21 protein-coding genes are annotated in these 18,979 nt (G+C 69.5%); 12 read left to right on the plus strand and 9 right to left on the minus strand.

Annotated elements, in window-relative coordinates; all coding sequences use genetic code 11:
• Positions 1 to 84: 84 nt before the first annotated feature.
• A complete protein-coding gene (gene pgeF, locus IG98_RS0109190) occupies positions 85 to 771 on the plus strand; it encodes a peptidoglycan editing factor PgeF (RefSeq protein WP_030908454.1) in 687 nt (228 codons plus the stop codon).
• A gap of 89 nt (positions 772 to 860) precedes the next feature.
• Here the strand turns inward: pgeF and IG98_RS0109195 are convergent, their stop codons facing one another.
• From IG98_RS0109195 to IG98_RS0109205, 3 genes are all read right to left on the minus strand, one after another.
• Positions 861 to 1,268, minus strand: a complete 408-nt coding sequence (locus IG98_RS0109195) for a nitroreductase family deazaflavin-dependent oxidoreductase (protein WP_030908457.1) — start codon at positions 1,266 to 1,268, stop codon at positions 861 to 863.
• 67 nt (positions 1,269 to 1,335) lie between these two features.
• Positions 1,336 to 2,163: a sirohydrochlorin chelatase gene (locus tag IG98_RS0109200; RefSeq protein WP_245651463.1), complete on the minus strand. Its 828-nt coding sequence runs from the start codon at positions 2,161 to 2,163 to the stop codon at positions 1,336 to 1,338.
• A gap of 151 nt (positions 2,164 to 2,314) precedes the next feature.
• Positions 2,315 to 2,872: a GNAT family N-acetyltransferase gene (locus IG98_RS0109205; protein WP_030908463.1), complete on the minus strand. Its 558-nt coding sequence runs from the start codon at positions 2,870 to 2,872 to the stop codon at positions 2,315 to 2,317.
• Positions 2,873 to 3,132: 260 nt separating this feature from the next.
• On the opposite strand from IG98_RS0109205, the gene IG98_RS0109215 reads away from it, so the two are divergent.
• Positions 3,133 to 4,245: an alpha/beta hydrolase gene (locus tag IG98_RS0109215; RefSeq protein ID WP_030908466.1), complete on the plus strand. Its 1,113-nt coding sequence runs from the start codon at positions 3,133 to 3,135 to the stop codon at positions 4,243 to 4,245.
• 14 nt (positions 4,246 to 4,259) lie between these two features.
• On the opposite strand, the gene IG98_RS0109220 is transcribed toward IG98_RS0109215, so the two are convergent.
• On the minus strand, positions 4,260 to 4,685 hold the full coding sequence (locus tag IG98_RS0109220) for an Lrp/AsnC family transcriptional regulator (protein ID WP_211263939.1): 426 nt from the start codon (positions 4,683 to 4,685) through the stop codon (positions 4,260 to 4,262).
• 149 nt (positions 4,686 to 4,834) lie between these two features.
• On the opposite strand from IG98_RS0109220, the gene IG98_RS0109225 reads away from it, so the two are divergent.
• On the plus strand, positions 4,835 to 5,689 hold the full coding sequence (locus IG98_RS0109225; RefSeq protein ID WP_030908472.1) for a tryptophan 2,3-dioxygenase: 855 nt from the start codon (positions 4,835 to 4,837) through the stop codon (positions 5,687 to 5,689).
• 154 nt (positions 5,690 to 5,843) lie between these two features.
• On the opposite strand, the gene IG98_RS0109230 is transcribed toward IG98_RS0109225, so the two are convergent.
• The 5 genes from IG98_RS0109230 to IG98_RS0109250 all read right to left on the minus strand — a co-directional run bounded on the left by IG98_RS0109230 (position 5,844) and on the right by IG98_RS0109250 (position 10,437).
• Positions 5,844 to 7,274 (minus strand): FG-GAP and VCBS repeat-containing protein, encoded by a 1,431-nt coding sequence (locus IG98_RS0109230; RefSeq protein ID WP_157594246.1) that lies wholly within the window; start codon positions 7,272 to 7,274, stop codon positions 5,844 to 5,846.
• A 120-nt stretch (positions 7,275 to 7,394) separates the two neighbouring features.
• Positions 7,395 to 8,204: an Fpg/Nei family DNA glycosylase gene (locus IG98_RS0109235; RefSeq protein WP_030908477.1), complete on the minus strand. Its 810-nt coding sequence runs from the start codon at positions 8,202 to 8,204 to the stop codon at positions 7,395 to 7,397.
• 314 nt (positions 8,205 to 8,518) lie between these two features.
• Positions 8,519 to 8,932, minus strand: a complete 414-nt coding sequence (locus IG98_RS0109240) for a ribosomal maturation YjgA family protein (RefSeq protein WP_051751902.1) — start codon at positions 8,930 to 8,932, stop codon at positions 8,519 to 8,521.
• Positions 8,933 to 8,994: 62 nt separating this feature from the next.
• A complete protein-coding gene (locus IG98_RS0109245) occupies positions 8,995 to 9,309 on the minus strand; it encodes an L-rhamnose mutarotase (protein WP_030908484.1) in 315 nt (104 codons plus the stop codon).
• Positions 9,310 to 9,450: 141 nt separating this feature from the next.
• A complete protein-coding gene (locus tag IG98_RS0109250; RefSeq protein WP_037969747.1) occupies positions 9,451 to 10,437 on the minus strand; it encodes a helix-turn-helix domain-containing protein in 987 nt (328 codons plus the stop codon).
• Positions 10,438 to 10,705: 268 nt separating this feature from the next.
• Here IG98_RS0109250 and IG98_RS0109255 point away from each other — a divergent pair, with 268 nt between their 5' ends.
• The 9 genes from IG98_RS0109255 to IG98_RS0109295 all read left to right on the plus strand — a co-directional run bounded on the left by IG98_RS0109255 (position 10,706) and on the right by IG98_RS0109295 (position 18,966).
• Positions 10,706 to 11,074 carry a hypothetical protein gene (locus tag IG98_RS0109255; RefSeq protein ID WP_030908489.1) on the plus strand — a complete coding sequence of 123 codons (369 nt, stop codon included), beginning with the start codon at positions 10,706 to 10,708 and terminating at the stop codon, positions 11,072 to 11,074.
• Positions 11,061 to 11,387, plus strand: a complete 327-nt coding sequence (locus IG98_RS50305) for a hypothetical protein (RefSeq protein WP_157594247.1) — start codon at positions 11,061 to 11,063, stop codon at positions 11,385 to 11,387. The genes IG98_RS0109255 and IG98_RS50305 overlap by 14 nt, the downstream gene beginning before the upstream one ends.
• Positions 11,388 to 11,452: 65 nt before the next feature.
• Positions 11,453 to 12,751, plus strand: a complete 1,299-nt coding sequence (locus tag IG98_RS0109265; protein ID WP_030908492.1) for a SidA/IucD/PvdA family monooxygenase — start codon at positions 11,453 to 11,455, stop codon at positions 12,749 to 12,751.
• 40 nt (positions 12,752 to 12,791) lie between these two features.
• Positions 12,792 to 13,157: a cupin domain-containing protein gene (locus IG98_RS0109270; protein WP_030908495.1), complete on the plus strand. Its 366-nt coding sequence runs from the start codon at positions 12,792 to 12,794 to the stop codon at positions 13,155 to 13,157.
• Positions 13,154 to 14,689, plus strand: a complete 1,536-nt coding sequence (locus IG98_RS0109275; RefSeq protein WP_030908497.1) for a class I tRNA ligase family protein — start codon at positions 13,154 to 13,156, stop codon at positions 14,687 to 14,689. The genes IG98_RS0109270 and IG98_RS0109275 overlap by 4 nt, the downstream gene beginning before the upstream one ends.
• Complete coding sequence (locus tag IG98_RS0109280) at positions 14,686 to 15,945, plus strand: ATP-grasp domain-containing protein (protein ID WP_030908500.1); 1,260 nt, start codon at positions 14,686 to 14,688, stop codon at positions 15,943 to 15,945. The genes IG98_RS0109275 and IG98_RS0109280 overlap by 4 nt, the downstream gene beginning before the upstream one ends.
• Complete coding sequence (ddaH, locus tag IG98_RS0109285; RefSeq protein WP_030908503.1) at positions 15,942 to 16,790, plus strand: dimethylargininase; 849 nt, start codon at positions 15,942 to 15,944, stop codon at positions 16,788 to 16,790. The genes IG98_RS0109280 and ddaH overlap by 4 nt, the downstream gene beginning before the upstream one ends.
• Positions 16,787 to 17,164 (plus strand): avidin-fold protein, encoded by a 378-nt coding sequence (locus tag IG98_RS0109290; protein WP_037969750.1) that lies wholly within the window; start codon positions 16,787 to 16,789, stop codon positions 17,162 to 17,164. The genes ddaH and IG98_RS0109290 overlap by 4 nt, the downstream gene beginning before the upstream one ends.
• Positions 17,161 to 18,966 (plus strand): ABC transporter substrate-binding protein, encoded by a 1,806-nt coding sequence (locus IG98_RS0109295; RefSeq protein ID WP_030908508.1) that lies wholly within the window; start codon positions 17,161 to 17,163, stop codon positions 18,964 to 18,966. The genes IG98_RS0109290 and IG98_RS0109295 overlap by 4 nt, the downstream gene beginning before the upstream one ends.
• The last annotated feature ends 13 nt before the right edge of the window (positions 18,967 to 18,979 follow it).

An 18,979-nucleotide genomic window follows, 5' to 3' on the forward strand; every position in this document is an offset into this window, starting at 1 on the left:
CTCTCGGGGGATCTGTGTTCCTGTGAAACGAACGTCCGAGGAACGAGGTTCCTGGGCGAGTAAGGTCGGGCCGTGAACTTTCAGATGAGGATCACCGATCGTCATGGTGGCGTCAGCGCCGAGCCGTACAGCAGCCGCAACCTCGGAGGGTTGTGCGGTGACGAACCGGGCGCGGTCGCGGCGAACAGGGCCAGGACGGCCGCCGAGTTCGGGCTGGAACGGGTCGTGTTCATGCGGCAGGTTCACAGCGCCGACGTTTGTTACGTCAGTGAGCCGTTCGGTGACGACCCGCCGCCGCTGGACGGGATCTGCACCGATGTGCCGGGTCTCGGTCTGGCAGCGCTCTGTGCCGACTGCGCGCCCGTCCTGCTGGCCGAGCCACGGGCGGGCCTGGTGGGGGCCGCGCACTCAGGAAGAGTCGGCACCGTGTCCGGTGTGGTGACCGCCCTGGTCGAGGAGATGGCCAAGCGCGGTGCGGACCCGGCGAGGATGACCGCCCTGATCGGTCCGATGGCCTGCGGCACCTGCTACGAGGTTCCGGCCGAGCTGCGCGAGGAGGTCGCGGTACACCTCCCCGAGGCGTGGTCGATCACCTCCAGGGACACCCCGGCACTGGACCTGCGGGCCGCGATCACCTCGCAGCTCGGCAGGGCGGGTGTCGGAGAGATCACCCACGACACCCGCTGCACCATCGAGACCGCCGACCTGTTCTCGCACCGCAGGGAGGGCACGACCGGCAGGTTCGCGGGTTACGTCTGGCTGGAGCCCTGACCCGGTTCTCACCCCGGTCACACCTCACAGGGTGATGCACTCCGGTGTGACCGAACGTGGTGGAACCCGACCGGTCGCCGTAACGCCGGTCATGAGGTGACGCGTTCCAGCACGACCACCGGAATCTCCCGGCTGGTCTTCGTCTGGTACTCGTCGTAGGCGGGCCAGGCCGCCGTCATGATCTGCCACAGTTCGGGCTTCTCCTCCGGGGTGGCGGTGCGCGCCCTGGCCGTGAAGCGGTCGCCCAGCACCTGGACCCCGACCTCGGGGTCGGCCTGGAGGTTGAGATACCACAGCGGAGGGTTGTCGGCGCCGCCCTTGGAGGCCACCACAAGGAAGTCGTCGCCGTGGCGCTGGTAGATGAGCGGGGTGTGGTGCCGTTCGCCGCTTTTGCGACCGGTGGTGGTGAGGATCAGGGTGGTGGTGCCCTGCCACTCGTGTCCTTCCGCACCATCGGTCGCCTGGTACCGCGCTACATGTTCTTTTCCGTACAGCATGATCTGTCCCCTCTGACAACTTACGCAGGTCATTACCCGTCAGAGGGGATCCGTCACGTCGGGTCGCTCAGTCCGCCGACAGGATGCTTCCGTAGGCGCGGGCGGCCAGTTCCGCGATCAGGTCGTGGGGGCCGAGGAGGTCGGCGCACTCGGCCCCGATCTCCTCGGCCGCCGCGCTCGCGAGCCCAGGGGCCGCCTCGGGACCCAGGACGCACGGGGACAGGGCGATCCGCTGGGCGCCGATGCCGCGGAGTCGGCCGGCGGCGTCGGCTACGGCGGGTGCGCTGTCCAGCGAGGCGACCAGGACGGGCAGCGTCAGCCGAGAGGCCAGCAGCACGGCCGTCGGCTGTGCCTCCGTCGCCGCGTTCTCTCCGCCGACGGTGGCGAGGATGACCGCGTCGACCGGGATGTCGACCGGGTTGGAGACGTTGAGTAGCCGCATCCGGTCGGCCCGGGCCAGGCTCTTCTCCGACAGCCGGATGTGCAGGGCCTCGGCGAGCAGCGGATGCGGCCCCAGCGGGTCGGTGACCGTCACCGGCACGCCGCTGGCCGCGACAGCCATGGAGATCAGCCGGTCCGCGACCGGGTGCGGGCCGGTCAGCAGCGGCACCACGATGGCGGCTGTGGCGTCCTCGGGCCGTTCCCTGGCCGCTGACTCCAGCTCGGAGGTCAGCTCCTTGGCGTCCTCGCCGAGCCCGGCCAGTCTGACCTGGATCTGCGGGTTGTCCACCCGGATGAGGGCCGCGAGCTCCGCGGCGGTGCCGGAGGCGTCGCCGAGCGCGGCCAGCACCAGTGCCGGCGCCTCGGGCGGGAGCTGGGAAGGCACGGGCCTGCGGTGCCTGCCGGAGGGCCGTACCGGGCGCCCTCGTACGGGGAGGATGGGACTCTCGCTCACATGCGCGGACTCTAGGGCCATTTGACTCTTCCCGTGACCGGAAACGGCAGCATTTCCGTCACAACATTCTGAAAGGCGAGGTGCACGGGATCATCGGGGACGGGCCTCCCGATGTCTTTCTTCGGTGCGTGGCAGGGGGGCTCCTTCGAGGTCAGACATCGCGGTGGCCTTCCCATTCGTCCTCCAGCGCCGAGTGCACGATGGAGTCGCGCCAGGCTCCGCGAGCCCGGACGTGGTGCCTGATCCTGCCCTCCTCGACCATTCCGGCGACCAGCATCGCCAGTTGGGCGGCGGTGTTGGCCGGGGAGCGGGCACCCCAGATGCGGTGCAGGCGCAGGTCGCGGAAGCCGAACGCGAGGATCAGCCGGATCAGGTCGGTGCCGATGCCCCGGCCCCAGTGGTCGGGGCGGAGGCCGAGGCCGATCTCCGCGCTGTGCGGGTGGTCGGCCTCGATGTGCAGTCTGGCGACGCCGAAGGCCTCGCCGCCGTCAAGGTCGGTCACCGCCAGTACGTAGAGACGCCGGGGCTCGGTCTCCGAGGACTTCATCGCCTCGATGATCGACTCTTCGACCTCCTCGCGTGTGCGGGGGTCGAACGGCAGGTGTTCGGTGGCAGTGGGGTCGCCGTACACCGCGTGCAGGGCGTCCACGTCCTCGATGGTGACTTCCCTCAGCCGGAGTCTCCTGCCCGAGATCTCAACGTGGCGCATGCGCAGACGCTAACCTCTCGGGAGTTCCAGGACCAGAGATCATTCCAATAAGCGGACATACCATCATTTAATGATCTTATATGTACCGCTTCGCGCCTGCCCAGGCCCAGGACGCCAGATGACTCCGACGTCGGTCTGCGCCGGCTTCGGCTCGGCCTCGGCGGTCCCCGCGGAGATCCACCAGGACGACGCCGGGGAGCTGCTGGTACGGGCGTATATCCCTGGACCGTAATCACGGAGTAATGCGGCAGAATAGGCGAATGATTCCCTCGAATCTACATGTGCTCGTGGTCACCGGCCCCGGCCTGGTCGCGGACCTTCGCCTGCTCACCGAGGTGGCCGACCGCGAGTTCGCGGCCCTCGGGGTCGGCGGGACGGTGTCGATGACCTCCGACCTGCCCGGCTTCCGGGCGGCGCTGGAGTCTCCCGGCGCCCTGGTCGTCATGCCGGGTCCGGATCCGGAGGCCCGTGGCCTGTTCGCCGAGTATCCCGGAGCGGTCTGGCTCGACCTGACGAAGTCCGAGGCCCCGCTCCCCGGGGCGGCGGACGGCGCGTCGGGCACCCACCTGCACGGGCGGGGGGTCTGGGGGCTGACCTGGGCGATCAGGCACGCCGTACACCGGCTGCGCCGACCGGCGCACCGGGTCGGCTACGGCGATCACCCCGATCAGTGGGCGGAGATACGGCCGCCGTACGGGACCCCGGGGCAGGCGCCCTCGCCCGAGGCCGATGGACGGACACCCGTCGCGGTGCTGCTGCACGGCGGTTTCTGGCGCTCGGTCTGGGGGGCGGATCTGATGGACGCGCTCGCCATCGACCTCGCCGAGCGCGGGTTCGCCGCCTGGAACCTCGAATACCGCCGCCCCGACCTGCACGGCTGGGAGGCGACCACCGCGGATGTCGCCCGGGGCATCGCCCTCGCGGCACAGGGCGCCCGCGGCCCGCTGGTGGTGATCGGCCACTCCGCGGGCGGGCAGCTCGCCCTCCGCGCCGCCGCCGACGACCGGCGGATCACCCTGGCGGTCTCTCTGGCGGGGGTGCTCGACCTGGCCGAGGGGGACCGCAGGCACATGAGTTCCGGCGCGGTCGCCGCGGCGCTCGGTGGATCCGCCGCCGAGGTGCCCGAGACCTACCTGCGGTCGGGGCCGCTGGAGCGACTCCCGCTGGGAGTGCCCCAGCTCATCGTGCAGGGGGGTGGGGACGACCTGGACCTGGTCGACTTCAGCCGTCGCTACGCGCGAGCCGCTCAGGAGTCAGGCGATCAGGTGGTATATCTCGAAATGTCGGGTGATCATTTCGACGTCATCGACCCCGCGTCGCCGATCTGGCGGGCCACCGCCGGGGCGATCGCCGAGCACGGCAAGGTCACCTGACGCGACGGTGGGTCTCAGCCGGACGACAGGGGGCGCCAGGGGACGGGGCTGGACAGCACCATCATGCTCGACGGATGGCCGTACGGAGCGAGCCGGTCGATCATCTCCTCGAATGTCGTCATCGAGGAGGTGACGACCCGCAGCAGACAGCAGGCGTCACCGGTCACCCGGTGCACCTCAAGGATCTCCGGCCAGGCCAGTGCCTGCTCGTCGCGGAGCACGCAGCGGGGGCCGTAACACGACATCCTGATCAGGGCGGCCACCCCGCGCCCGGCCCGTGACGCATCGACCCGGGCGTGGTAGCCGGTGATCACCCCGGTCTCCTCCAGCCGCCGTACCCGCTCCGCCACCGCCGGAGCGGACAGGTGCACCCGCCGGGAGAGCTCGCTGTAGGACAGTCGCGCGTCCTGCTGCAACTCGGCCAGCAGTGCCCAGTCCATCGCGTCCACGATCACGCTCCGTCATGCCGTAAGTTGATCTGCCGGATGCCTTCCGTTCCGAAGGCATAACCCAATAATCACCTTTCCCGCATTATTTTCGTACAGACCGATACAGAGCAGTATGGGGGTGTACAGGCGTAGGAGGAGCGATGACCGCTATCAAGCAGCTCACGGAGCAGGACCGTAAGGCGCGCGCGGAGGCCAACGACGGGCTGCCGACGCTGGGCTTCGCAGCCGGCACGCCCTACGACGAGTACGTGGGCACCGCCGCCCTTCATGATCTTCAGCACACCGTCACCGACGCCCCGGAGGAACTGGCGTTCCTGGTCACCACACAGGTGATGGAGCTCTACTTCGGGCTGCTCCGCTCGGAGTGGCGTCTGGCCCAGCGGCAGCTCGACGAGGACGACGTCAACGCCGCGACGTGGACGATCAGGCGCACGGTACGGCACTTCGAGGCGCTCAACGCCGCCTGGGCCGCGCTGAGCTGGCTGACCCCGGCGCAGTTCAACACCTTCCGCGACGCCCTCGGCGAGGGATCGGGCTTCCAGTCCGCGCTCTACCGCCATGTGGAGTTCCTGCTCGGCAACAAGTCCGAGGCGCTCATCAGGCCGCACCGCCGCAACCCCGAGGCGCACCGGGAGCTGGTGGAGGCGCTGCACCGGCCGAGCCTCTACGACTCGGTGCTCGCCATGCTCGCCCGCGCGGGCCACCCGATCCCCACCTCGGTGCTCGAACGCGACCTCGCCGCGGAGTACGAGCCGAGCGCCGAGGTCGAGGCGGTCTGGGTCGAGGTCTACGCCGGGCCGCTCGCCCCGCTGGCCGAGACGCTGACCGATCTGGCCGAGCAGTTCTCCGACTGGCGCTACCGGCACCTGATGGCGGTGCGCCGCTCGATGGGCGCCAAGCCCGGCTCCGGCGGATCCAGCGGCCTGAGCTGGCTGGAGCGGAGCATGCGGCGGGAGGTCTTCCCCGAACTCTGGACGGCCCGCACCCTGATGTGAGTGCGGCCCGACCAGAGCCTACGAGTCCCCTGTAGTGGCCGTCGTCGGCTTGCGGGACGACGCCTCAGGGGTCCGCGTGATGCCTCCACGACCCCCATCGGCCGTCCGGCCGCCCTTCGGGGGCAGGAAGGTTCCGTCGGGTGGGGGGCCGGTCTCAGCGCAGCAGGAACACACCGAAGCGGGTCGCGGAGGTGATGCCGACGCCGCCGGGGTGGACGACCTGGGCGCCGGTGGCGGAGACGCCGGTGGCCGAGCCGCGCAGGACGGCCAGCATGCCGACGTTGCTGTTCTTGCCGGGGGTGCCGACGATGACCTCGCCCTTGCCGTCGCCGGTCACATCGATGATCGAGACGTTGTAGCCGAAGCCGTCGCTCGCCTTGGACTGCTCGCTGACGGGGTCGACGAGCGGGGGAGCGGGGGCCGGGGTGGAGCCGAGACTGTCCTGGGTGATGTACTGCGTGCCGGTGAGCACCGGGCCGTTGGCGGAGCCGGGGATCACCGCGACCATGCCGGCGCCGGCCTTGCCGGAGACGGTGGCGTCGGCGACGCCGATGGCGATGTCGGCGGCGCCGTCGCCGTTGACGTCACCGACGGACAGGCCGCGGTCGGTGGCGAGGCTTCCGGTGTTCAGCCAGGTCAGCCCGTTGGCAGAGAAACCCGGAGCGGCGGCCAGGCCGGTGGGCGAGCCGTACCAGACCTGCAGGGAGCCGAGGCTCGGGGTGACCAGGACCACGTCGTCGTTGCCGTCGCCGTTGACGTCGCCCATTTCGAGGCGGGAGCTCTTCTGCGGGGCGCTCTGGCTGGAGGGCGTCGCCGAGGCGAGGACGACGTTCTGCAGCGGGGAGGTGTGCGGGGGGGACATGACGTCCAGGTCGATGGTGTCGCCGGCGTTGACGTACACCAGTTCCGTCTTCCCGTCGCCGTTGACGTCACCGGAGGCGCTCGCCACGACGGACGCGTAGGACGGGTTCGCGACGGGGGGAAGCGCCTGGTAGGTGGCCTCCGCGGCTCCGTTGTACCACCCGATCATGCCGTCGCCGGAGAAGTAGTACGCGCGCATCGGCTTGACGATGTCGGCTCCGGGCTGGTTGTCGAACTGACCGACCCGCAGCAGCCCTCTGTTCTCCCAGCCGTTGTAGCCATTGGCCGTGAAGTAGTGCTTGTTCTGGGCAATCCCCGCGGACGACCACGAGTTGACGATGGAGTACCAACGGCTGCCTGCGACGAGGTCGGTTCTGCCGTCCTTGGTGACGTCGCCGGCCGCCAGCTGCTCCCCCCAGAAGTTGCAGGCGTAGGGCGACCCGGCGACGCTCGGGACCGAGCAGTCAGTAGGGGGGCGAAGGAGCTTCTGGCCGCTGAACCCGTTCGGCCCGCCGTACAGGACGGCGACCATGCCCGTGTTGGCACTGCCGGTGGGGGCGGCCTGCTGCGGCAGGCCGATGGCCATGTCGTTGTAGCCGTCGCCGTTGAAGTCGAAGCTCTTCGGGGCCGTCGCGGCCGTGGCGGTGCCGGTGCCGGTCGAGACGGTCAGGTTCGCCGCCAGGGCGAGTAACGCCGCGGAGCCCATGATCCTCTTAGCATTCATGATCGGCAGTGTGGCCCGGGACACTTGTGAATTACTTAAGAGTAACTAATTCCGGTATTCGACTCCATGCCAAGTGATGGAGCTGCCGTACCGGTAAGGATCCCGGCCGGTGCGCCGCCGTCAGCCGGTCTGGCAGGCCGGGCACCAGAAGAGGTTGCGCCCGGCGAGCACCTGCGTACGCACCTCGGTGCCGCAGAGGAAGCAGGGCATGCCCGAACGCCGGTAGACGTAGACCTCGCCACCGTGGTCGTCGACGCGGGGCGGACGGCCCATCGCCTCCGGAGTGTGCTCGGGCCTGACCGTGTCGATGCGGCCCACCCGGACACCGTCGGCCATTAAGAGTACCAGATCCGCCCAGATCGCCTCCCACTGCTCGCGGGTGAGGTCGCGGCCGGGCCGTGACGGGTCGACGCCCTGCCGGAACAGTGCCTCGGCCCGGTAGATGTTCCCCACGCCCGCGACGACCGACTGGTCCATCAGCAGGACCCCCACGGAGGTGCGGCTGCGGCCGATCCGCCGCCAGGCCGACTCGGGATCGGCGTCCGCGCGCAGCGGGTCGGGTCCGAGTCTGGCGTGCAGCGCGGCCTTTCCCGCCGGGTCGAGCAGTTCGCAGGTGTTGGGGCCACGCAGGTCCGCGTACTCGCCGGTATTGCTCAGGCGCAGCCGTACCATCCCGGTCGGCGCGGGCACGGGAACAGGGCCGAAGGCGTACTTACCGTAGATGCCCAGGTGGACGTGGAGCCACCGCTCGTCGTCGAAGCCGAGCAGCAGGTGCTTGCCGTGGGCGTCGGCCTCGGTGAGCACCCGCCCGTCGATCCGCAGCGCCCCGGCGGTGAACCGCCCCTGGGGGCTTTCCGCGCGGACCTCACGGCCGCCGAACGCCCGCCGGTGCTCTCCGGCCAGTCGGTGAATGGTGTGTCCTTCAGGCATTCCACAGAGCGTAATTCATGACGACCTCCGCGACGTACGGTCCGTGGGAGGGCCCCATCCGGGGAGGCGGCCTCGACTCGCTCAAGTGATGTCGACCATTCCGCCATGACGCGTTGATCCTTTTGTCATGACCTTGTGGCCGTGGGACCGCTCCCGCGGAGCCCAGGGCCACCGGCATGCGCCTACCGCTACGCCTGACGGTAGCCGCCGAGGACATCCCCCGAAAGGCCGGTCACGCGGTCGGAGCCCCACCCACCTGCCGGTGGCCTGGAGCTGACCACCGCGGGTATGCGGGCCGGCCACCCGGCCGACGATCAAGGCGGCGTGGTCACCGGCTCGGGGCGGTGCTCGCGCCGCCGCCTGAGCAGGGCGTGGACCGAGGCGGCGAGGGCGGCCCCGGCCGCGTAGGCCACCAGGTCGGCCGCGCCGAACGTGCTGCCGAGCACCAGCCTGGCCACCACGCTCACCTCGGAGAGCGCGGCCGGAACGGGTGTCAGCTGGGCGAGCTCGACCGCCCAGCTGAACACCAGTGCGCCGAGCGCGGCCCGCGCCGGCGCGATCCGGGGCCACACCAGCACGATCAGCGTGTACACCAGCACGGTGTAGAGGGCGTCGCCCGCGTACTTGCCGAACCAGCCGCCGGTGACCGCGCGGACGGTCAGCCCGGCGGCGACGGTCAGGGCCGCGGCGAGCGCGACGAGCAGACGGGTACGGAGGGCGGGCGGCATCCAGCCACGATAGCGAGCGCGCCTCCCGGCCGCGCCGGGCACCGTTCTGAGGGGAGCGGGGCTCAGGGCAGTCGCCACACCGCGGGCAGGCCCTTGCCCGCGCCGTCCTCGGAGTAGTCGTGGGTGACCTCGAGCAGTTCGGCCATCCGGGCCTGCCAGGTGATGTTCACCGGCAGGCCGGCCAGCGACGAGAGCAGCGCCTCGTAGTCGTCGCACTCGATCACGTGGAACAGGTCCTGGCCACTGCGCCAGATCGTCCACTCGTGCGCGCCGCCCCGCTTGATGGCCTCGACCAGTTCGGCGGGCACCTCCCGGTGCGCCTGGTCGTACTCGGACTCCCTACCAGGCTTGACCCGGGTGTGCAGCGCGATGCGCATGTCGTACCTCCACAAAGTTGTAGACCGTTATAGCAGTGGTCCGATGTGTGGAGGCCGGGGAGGGGCGGCGTGCCCTGGTGGTGGCCCCGTACGCGCGCCTGCCATGCCTGATCCCCGGTCCGGTGGGAGGCGGAGCCGCCGTCACGGACGGGGCAGCCACCCTCTGGTGGCCGCGAGGTAGCCGGCCTGGAAACGGCTGCGGGCTTCGAGTCGCTCCATCAGGTCGGCGGTGACACGACGCAGGGTACGTACCGAGACGTCGAGCCTGCGGGCCACCGCCTCGTCGGTGAGTCCCGCGGAGAGCAGGCGAAGCACCTCGCGCTCCTGGTGGCTGAGGCCCTTCTCGTCGCGTCTGCGCTCCTCGCCGAGAGGGGTGGCGGCACCCCAGGTCTGCTCGAACAGCGCTACCAGGGCGGTGACGACGCCCGCGCCGCGGAGCAGGACCGCGCCGACGCTGCTGTCCTCGGGGTCCGTCGGCAGCAGGGCCACCCGGCGGTCGAAGACGAGCATGCGGAGCGGAAGGCCGGGAGTGGTGCGCACGTGGCCGCCGCGGTCGGTGAGCCAGGCCGCGTACGCGCCGGTCGGCGGGTCGTTGCGGATGCTGTCGGTGTAGACGACGCGGATCGCCACCCCCCGGTCGAGCAGCGCCTCGTCCAGAGGGCGGCTCGCCGCGATGTTGTCCGGCGTCTGGGTGCTCTTCGGCTCGAACCCGAGCAGCTCCTGCCGGCACTCGGCGACCTGCTCCTCGATCCTGGTGCGGATCGTGTCGATGCCGACGAGCGACTCGGAGTCCTCGCCGGAGCGCGCCGGGTTCTGGTCGGCGTAGGCCGCGATCATCTGGGCGACGGCCATCCGGCTCCGCTCGATCTCCTGCTGCTTGGCCAGCAGCGCGGCCTCCTCGCGGGCCAGCAGCGCGGCCAGCCCCACCTCCGGCCGGACCAGGCGCAGCACGTCCGGCTCCTCCCAGGAGGGGCGCAGCAGCGACAGCTTGGCCAGCTCGTCCAGTGTGTTGCGGATCTGGTGGACCGGCCAGCCCAGCTCAAGGCTCAGCTCCACCACGCCGTAGGAGGGATTCTCCAGGATGGTTCGGTAGACGGTTTCCTCGGCGGACCCGATGCCAAGCAGCATGAGCACGACTCCTCCACGGTTCGAGCATGACCAAGACCCGATCTGCGGGCAGGGCCCACGATGGTCTCAGCCTGAAACTAGCCAGGCGCAGTGACGACGGGGTTATGCGCTCGCCTCCGGGCACGCCGGGGGCCGGAAGGGTGGATGGCGGGGGCAGCGGGAGCCGGTCCCGGGCCGTACCGCGGCACGCTGGCATGACCCTGCCACGTTAGGGACCTGCCAGGGGAAATACCTGGTCTATTCGCCGCGTGCCGACCACTGTCGATTCATGTATCTCATCAACGTGCGCCTACGCGCCCCCGAGATCGCAGGCCGCCTGGCCCCACCCGGCGGCCGGATGTCCGCGCGCGAGATCCGGCGTCTGCTCCTGGTGCTGGCGGAGCCCGAAGAGGGGCTTGAGCACGTCTACGGCGAGGAACGTGCCGGCGGCGTGGACCTCGGCCTCTTCATTCGCAGACCCACCCTCGACGCCGCCGAGAGCGCGGCGGCCCGGCTCTGCGGGCGCTGTCTCGACGGCGTGCCCGAGCTCGCGGGCTGGTCGCTGCTGGGCTGCGGTACCGACCTCGCCCTCGCTCTCGCCCACTTCGAGGCCTCCGGCGGCCAGGCCTGTCAGCGTCCTGCCATTGCAGCGCGCTGACAGCCCCGAGGCCTTCCGGAATACCCAGACATCAACCAAGAATCGAAGCGTCAGAACAAAACGGGAAATGTCCGGTGAAAATAAGCCGGAAGATCGCCCGGGAAACAGCAAAAAGGGCGCCGATGATTACCGGCCGAAAGGAAGAAGAACAATGAATGCCGCGATCCGTCCAGTCGCCCTCGTAATCGGCGTCCTCTCGCTCACCGCCATCCTCACGACCGCCGTGGCGGCCGAGGCCGCGACCGGGAAGAAGGCCGGTGGCCCCGCGGCGACCACGGCCCTCATCCTGGCCGGCGGAGCCGGCTGGCAGTGAGCCGACCAGGAGAAACCCATTCGTAACGGGCCTAATGCCCGAAAGTCGTCCGGGAGGCGACCACCGTGAAGCACCAGGAAGTCGAGTTACTCGCTCTCGGCGCAGGGCCGTCCAACCTCGCCCTCGCCGTAGCTCTCGAAGAGCTCGCTCCGGAACTGGCAACCAGAACGCTGATCATAGAGCAGCACGAGAACGTGGCCTGGCATCGGGGAATGCTGCTGCCCTGGACGCAGAGCCAGGTCTCCTTCCTCAAGGACCTGGTCACCCTGAGGAACCCGCAGAGCAGATTCTCCTTCGTGAATCACCTGCATTCGGTGGGAAGGCTCACTGAATTCGTCAACCTGGGTAGTTTCACCCCGTACAGAATGGAGATCTCGAATTACCTGCTCTGGGTCGCGGAGTCGCTCGCCCAGGTGCGCATCGAGTACGGCCGGCGTTGCGTGGCGGTCGAGCCGGTCCTGTCCGGTGACGGCCAGGTCGAGCGGTGGATCGCCCGGCTCGCCGACGGCTCGACCATCGGCTGCCGCACCCTGGTGGTCGGCGCGGGCCGCGATCCGCACATCCCCGAGGTGTTCGAGACGCTCCCTCGCGAGCGGATCATCCACAGCACCGAGTTCAGCCAGAAGGTCGCCGGGCTCGACCACGCCGCCCCGCACCGGGTCGCGGTCATCGGCGGCGCGCAGAGCGCGGCCGAGATGCTGTGGGCCACCCACCAGGGCATGCCCAACGCCGAATGCACGATGATCATGCGCTCCATCGGTCTCAACGGCTACGAGAGCAGCAAGTTCACCAACGAGCTCTTCTACGCCTCCTTCGTCGACAAGTTCTACGAGTCGCGCCCCGAGGCCCGCCGCCAGCTGCTCAACGAGATGCACCGGACCAACTACGCGGGTCTCTCCCCGGGCATGCTCGAAAACCTCTACCGGCAGATCTACCTGGAGCGCCTCACCGGGCAGGAGAGGATCCGGATGATCACGATGGCCGAGATCTCCCAGGCCAGGATCGAGGGCGACGAGATCGTCCTCACCCTCAAGGACAAGAAGAGCGGCCGTCACGACGAGCTGCCCTGCGACGTCCTGCTGCTCGGCACCGGCTTCGACCGCCGGATGCCCTCGCTCATCCGCGACCTGGCCACCAAGGCCGGCCTCGGCGAGATCGGTGTCGACCGTGTCTACAAGCTGGCCCTGCCCGCCGGGTCGAGCGCCGCCTGCTACCTGCAGGGCGTCAACGAGGACACGCACGGCATCGCCGACTCCCTGCTCAGCACGCTGGCCAACCGGGCCGAAGAGATCGTCGGCGACATCCAGGAGAGCCAGGCCACCGCCGAGCTCCTGTCCCCGTTCGCTCTGCCGGTCGCCTCCTGATCCCCCAGAACCCCCCTGAAACCCACCGAGGAGAATCCCCGTGGACCTCCGTTCCTATGACCCTGCCCACCTGCGTCCGGACAACGGCCTGCTCGCCAAGAGGCTGCTGCCCTGGGAGACGCTGAACGCCCCGTTCGAGGGGGCCTGGTGCGTCATCGCGCCCGGCACCGCCTCTACCCGGCACGCCCACCACGAGTACGAGATCTTCATCGCGGTCTCCGGCGAGGCGATCCTGGAGAGCGAGGGCGAGCGCGCCCCCTTCGCCGCCGGGGACGTCGCCTACTTCCCGCCCGGCACCGACCACCAGGTGGTCAACGACGGCACCGCCGACTTCGAGATGTACGGCATCTGGTGGGACCACGACCTCGCCCGCGCGTTCGAGACCCGGCACCTGGAGGAGAAATGACGGGGACGATCGTCATCGCCGCCACCCCGACGCCGAACGGCGACCTGCACGTCGGCCACATGGCCGGCCCCTACATCGCCGGTGACGTCTACGCCCGCTACCTGCGGGCCGACGGCCGCGGTGTCAACTACAACACCTGCACCGACGACAGCCAGTCCTACATGATCTCGACCGCCCGCAAGCACGGCACCACGCCCGCCGAGCTGTGCGCGACCTCCACCGCGGCCATCCAGCGGTCGGTCGAGGCGATGGGCATCTCACTGGCCCCGCTGCCGCCCGTCGACGACGCCTACCGGCAGACCGTGCTCGACTTCGTCACCGCCCTGCACCGCCAGGGCCGCTTCGAACTCCGTACCGTGCGCATGCCGTACGCGGAGAACGCCGGAACCCACCTGTTCGACGGGCTGGTCAAGGGCGAGTGCCCGGCCTGCCTGACCGAGAGCTGCGGCGGGTCGTGCGAGGGCTGCGGCCACCCCAACCACTTCGACGATCTCGGCGACCCGCGCTCGGTCCTGGACCCCGACGACCCGGTGACCTCGCGCGAGGTCACCGTCCTGGTCCTGCCCATCGAGAACTACCGCCAGGAGCTCACCGCCTACTACGCCGCCCGGGAGAGCACCTGGCGTGGGCACAGCAGGCAGCTCATCCGCGAGATCCTGGCCCGGCCGCTCCCGGAGATCCCGATCACGGTGCCGTCACCGGGGTGGGGCATCGACGCCCCGTTCGCCGAGACCCCCGGGCAGATCCTCTACCCGTGGGTCGAGGCGATGCCCGCCTCGATCTACAGCACCTGGAAGGCGGCCGGCGAACCAGAGGGCCCCGTCGACAGCGCCTGGCGTGCCGAGAGCGGCAACCAGCTGGTCTACTTCCACGGCTTCGACAACGTCTACTTCTGGGGCATGGTCGACCTGGTCATGCTGCTGGCCCACGGCGACCGCTACATCACCCCGGACGCCAACGTCTGCAACGAGTTCTACGAGCTGGAGAACGAGAAGTTCTCCACCAGCCGTAACCACCTGATCCGCGGCGCCGAGCTGGTCGCCGAGGTGCCGCGCGACCTCGTCCGGTTCTACCTCGCGCTCACCTGCCCCGAGGACCAGCGGGCCAACTTCACCAGGGAGGGACTCGACAAGGTCACCGGCAGGCGGCTGCGCGAGCCGTGGAACGCGCTTGCCGACCGCCTCGACACCCTCGTCACCGACCCGGGGGAGGAGCTCAAGGTCACCGCCGCCGGTCGGCACCGGGCCGCGGTGATCGTCGAGAGGTTCAGGCTCTGCTACGACCTCACCTCCTTCAGCCTGACCAGGGCGGCGGACGGCATCGTCACCCAGCTCGGCAGGCTGCTGACCGCCGAGCGTGACGAGACCGGTGACCTGCTGATGGAGGTACGCGCCTTCCTGGCCTGCGCCGCGCCCATCCTGATCGACGTCGCGGCCGAGGCCGAGGCGGCCGGCGTCGAGCTCACCCTCGACACCTCGGCCGAGACGATCGACGCCTTCTCACTACCGCGACTGCCCGGGAGTCCCCGATGAAACTCCTCGCCATTGAAGCCAGACAGAACGCCACCTACTACCAGTCCCGCTACCAGCAGGTTCAGGACTTCGGTGCCGAGCTCTACGTGCTCAACGGCATCGGCACCCCGGACTTCTGGCCCAAGGACCGCTACCGCGTCGTGGGTTCCCAGCGCATCGACGACCTCATCACCGAGGCCAAGGACTGGCACGAGCAGGAGCGCTTCGACGGGATCATCACCTTCTCCGAGTCGGCCGTGACCACGGTCGCGGCGGTCGCGGAGGCGCTCGGCCTGCCGGGCGTGGGCGTCGAGGCGGCCAGGACCAGCCGTAACAAGCTGCTGATGCGTGAGGCGCACCGCAGGTACGACGCCCCGCATCCGGACTTCCGCTTCGTCACCGAGCTGCGGGAGGCGCTCGGGGCCGCGGACGACTTCGGCTACCCGGTCATCCTCAAACCCACCCTGGGCGCCGCGAGCAACTTCGTGTTCAAGGTCGACGACAGCGAGGAGATGGCGGAGCTGTTCCCCCAGGCTCTTGAGGGCATCGAGGGGATGTCGTGGTTCGAGATGGAGGCGCACGGCCTCGACCTCGGTCCGCACGGCCTGCTGATCGAGTCGTTCCTGGACGGCGAGGAGTTCCTCATCGAGGCCGTGGCCTGGGACGACGAGGTCTACCTCGGCTCCATCGTGGACCGGATCACCGTCGAGGGCGGCACCTTCGACGACGACGTGCACCACGCGCCGACCTCGCTCACCACCGAGCAGGTGGCCGCGGTCCACCGGGTGGTCAGGGCCGGCGCGCACGCCCAGGGGCTGCGGCGCAGCGTGCTGCACGCCGAAGTTCGCTTCCACCGGGGCGAGCCGTACCTGCTGGAGATCGCGATCCGGCCCGGCGGCGGGGGGCTGGATCTCATCGCCGGGATCACCGCCACGCACAACCCGATCCGCGCGGTCATGGACGTGGCGCGCGGCGCCACGCCGAGGGTGCGTCACTACCGGCCGACCGGCGTCCATGTCACCGCGATGTGCCTGCTCTGCGACGCCGGCCGGATCGCCTCGATCGAGGTGCCGGCCGAGGTCGCCGAGTCCGACCGGGTCTTCTTCCTCAAGATCACCGCCAGGCCCGGGGACGTCATCCGGCGCCCGCCGGAGGGCAACAGCATCCTCGGCTTCCTCGGCACCACCGGCACCTCCCTGGAGGACGCGAGGGAGACGATGCTCGACTACGCATCCAAGATCAACGTCACTTTCGTCCAGGAAGGAGAACTGACATGACACAGTTGGCCGCCGAGGCGTCGCAGCGGACCCGGCGGGTGGCGCGCACCCGTCGCTACCTGATGTGCCCGCCCACCCACTTCGACGTCGTCTACTCCATCAACCCCTGGATGAACCCGGACAAGCCGGTCGACGGCGCGCTGGCCAGGCTCCAGTGGGACGGTCTGCTCCGCGCCTTCCTGGCACTGGGCCACCAGGTGGAGTTCATCGAACCGCTGCCCGGCTACCCCGACATGGTGTTCGCCGCCAACGGCGCGACCGTCATCAACGGGAAGGTGCTGTCGGCCCGCTTCCGGTACGAGGAGCGGGCCGCGGAGGGCCCCGCCTACCTGGAGTGGTTCCGCGCCAGGGGCTACGAGACCCGCGAGGCGGTCCACGTCAACGAGGGCGAGGGCGACTACCTGCACGCCGGCAGGTACCTGCTGGCCGGCACCGGGTTTCGCACCGACATCCGTTCGCACCGCGAGGCGGAGCGGTTCTTCGGGATGCCCGTGGCGGGCCTGCGCCTGGTGGACCCGCACTTCTACCACCTCGACACCGCGCTGGCCGTGCTCGGCCACGACCAGATCATGTACTACCCGGGAGCCTTCTCCAAGGAGAGCCAGGGCGTGCTGCGCGTCCTGTACCCCGACGCGATCATCGCCACCGAGGCCGACGCCGAGGTGTTCGGGCTGAACGCCGTCTCCGACGGCCGCCACGTCCTGATGCCGCCCTCGGCCACCCACCTGATGGACGAGCTGCGCGAGCGCGGCTACGAGCCCATCGGTGTCGAGCTCTCCGAGCTGCTGAAGTCCGGTGGCAGCGCCAAGTGCTGCACCCTCGAACTCAGGGCGGGCCGGTCATGATCGACTACGACGGGCGCCGCTTCACCACCGGCGGCGTCCCCCCCACCGAGAGGCACCCGATCGCCCTGTACCGCCAGGACGGGGACCTGCTGTGGGGCGAGTTCTCCGGCGGGCACGCCCGCCGGGGGACCCTCACCGGGCTCTGCGCCCCCGACGGCACCCTCGACTTCGCCTACACCATGGTCCTCGACAACGGCGCCGTCGTGTCGGGCCACTGCCGCAGCACCCCCGAACTGCTCCCCGACGGCCGCGTGCTGCTCCACGAGACGTGGGAGCGCTACGGCGCCCACGCGGACAGCGGCGTGTCCCTGCTCGAGGAGATCGACCCGAAGACGTTCGCACAGAACCACCAGACGACGGAGAGCCGGACATGACCCTGAACACCATCGCCCGCCCGAACATGGAGAAGCCCGTCAAGGGCGGCACCGTGACCTGGGCCTGCGCGCCGGGATTCCCCCCGTCCATCATCTTCCCCTTCACCCCGCCCGAGCGCTTCGGCACCCGCAACCTGCTCGAGTTCCAGATCCTGATGTACCGGCCGCTCTACTTCTTCGGCACGCACGGCACCCCCGAGGTCGACTACGACCTCAGCATCGGTGAGCCGCCGCAGTGGAGTGAGGACGGTCTGACCGTCACCGTCACCGTCAAGCCCTGGAAGTGGTCCAACGGCGAGACGATCTGCGCGGACAACGTGCTGTTCTGGGTGAACATGATGGCGGTCAAGGGCGAGCGCTACGGCGAGTACGTCCCCGGCTGCTTCCCCGACAACCTGGTCTCCTACGGCAAGCTCGCCGAGGACAAGGTCTACTTCACCTTCGACAAGGTCTACTCCAAGCGCTGGGTGCTGATGAACCAGCTCAGCACCATCACCCCGATGCCCAAGGCGTGGGACCGCACCGCGGAAGGACCTTCCGACGCCTCCTACGGCCTGGAGAACGTGGCCGCGGTCTACGACTTCCTGATGGGGGAGAACGGCGGCGTCATCGAGGAGGACAACTCCGACCGGGTGCACTGGGCGACGAGCCCGGTGTGGAGCGTGGTCAGCGGCCCGTGGCGGCTGAAGAGCTACACCATGGAGGGCGTCGTCACCTTCGTCCCCAACGAGCACTACTCGGGGCCGAACAAGGCGCACCTGGACGAGTTCCGGCAGGTCCCCTTCATGTCCGACGGGGAGGAGTACCAGAAACTGCTGGAGGGACCGGACGGATCCAACGGCATCCAGGTCGGCTACCTGCCGCTGAGCTTCAGCGCCGAGCCGACGGACGACCCCACCAAGGGCGGCCCCAACCCGCTGGGCGAGAACTACACGCTGGTCCCGCAGGCGGCCTTCTGCATCCGCTACATCCCGCTCAACTACAACAACCCGACGGTCGCCGGCAAGATGCTCGCCCAGACCTACATCAGGCAGGCGATGCAGCACGCCCTCGACCAGGACCGGGCGGCCCGCGACATCTACCACGGCTACGCCTACCGGCAGGACGGCCCGGTGCCCCGCTACCCGGTGAGCGACCTGGTCTCGCCCACCCTGCAGGGCGCGCCGATCCTGCCCTTCAACCCCGAGCGGGCCCGCGAGCTGCTGGAGGCCAACGGCTGGGACACCAGCGTGACGCCCGCCGTCTGCGTCAACCCCGGAGAGGGGCCCGGCCAGGCCGGGGCGGGCATCCCCGGTGGTACCAAACTCAGCTTCTCCCTCAGATACGCCGAGGGCCGGCCCGCGCTCACCCGGGTGATGGAGCAGTTCCGCGACGACGCCGCCAGGGCGGGTATCGAGATGCGCCTCCAGGAGGTCTACGGCTCGGTCCTGGTGGCCGAGGACGCCCCCTGCGTCGCCGGACCCGACAGCCCCTGCCTGTGGGAGCTGAGCACCTGGGGCGGCGGCTGGGTCTACCACTATCCGAGCGGCGAGATCCTGTTCCGGACCGACGCCGGCGGCAACTTCGGCCACTACACCGACCCCAGGGCCGACGAGCTCATCGACCGTACCTTGACCAGCGACGACCCGGCCGCGCTCTACGAGTACCAGGACTACATCGCCGAGCAGGTCCCGGTCATCTTCATTCCGAACTTCTCCCTGCGGCTGTTCGAGGTCGCCAACACTCTCCGGGGCTTCGAGCCGATCAACCCCTTCGGGATGATCAGCCCGGAGAACTGGTACTACGTCGAGAACGGTAGCTGATTCCATGATTCTC

The sequence above is a fragment of the Streptosporangium amethystogenes genome (assembly GCF_000721075.1).
Classification (GTDB): Bacteria; Actinomycetota; Actinomycetes; order Streptosporangiales; family Streptosporangiaceae; genus Streptosporangium; species Streptosporangium amethystogenes.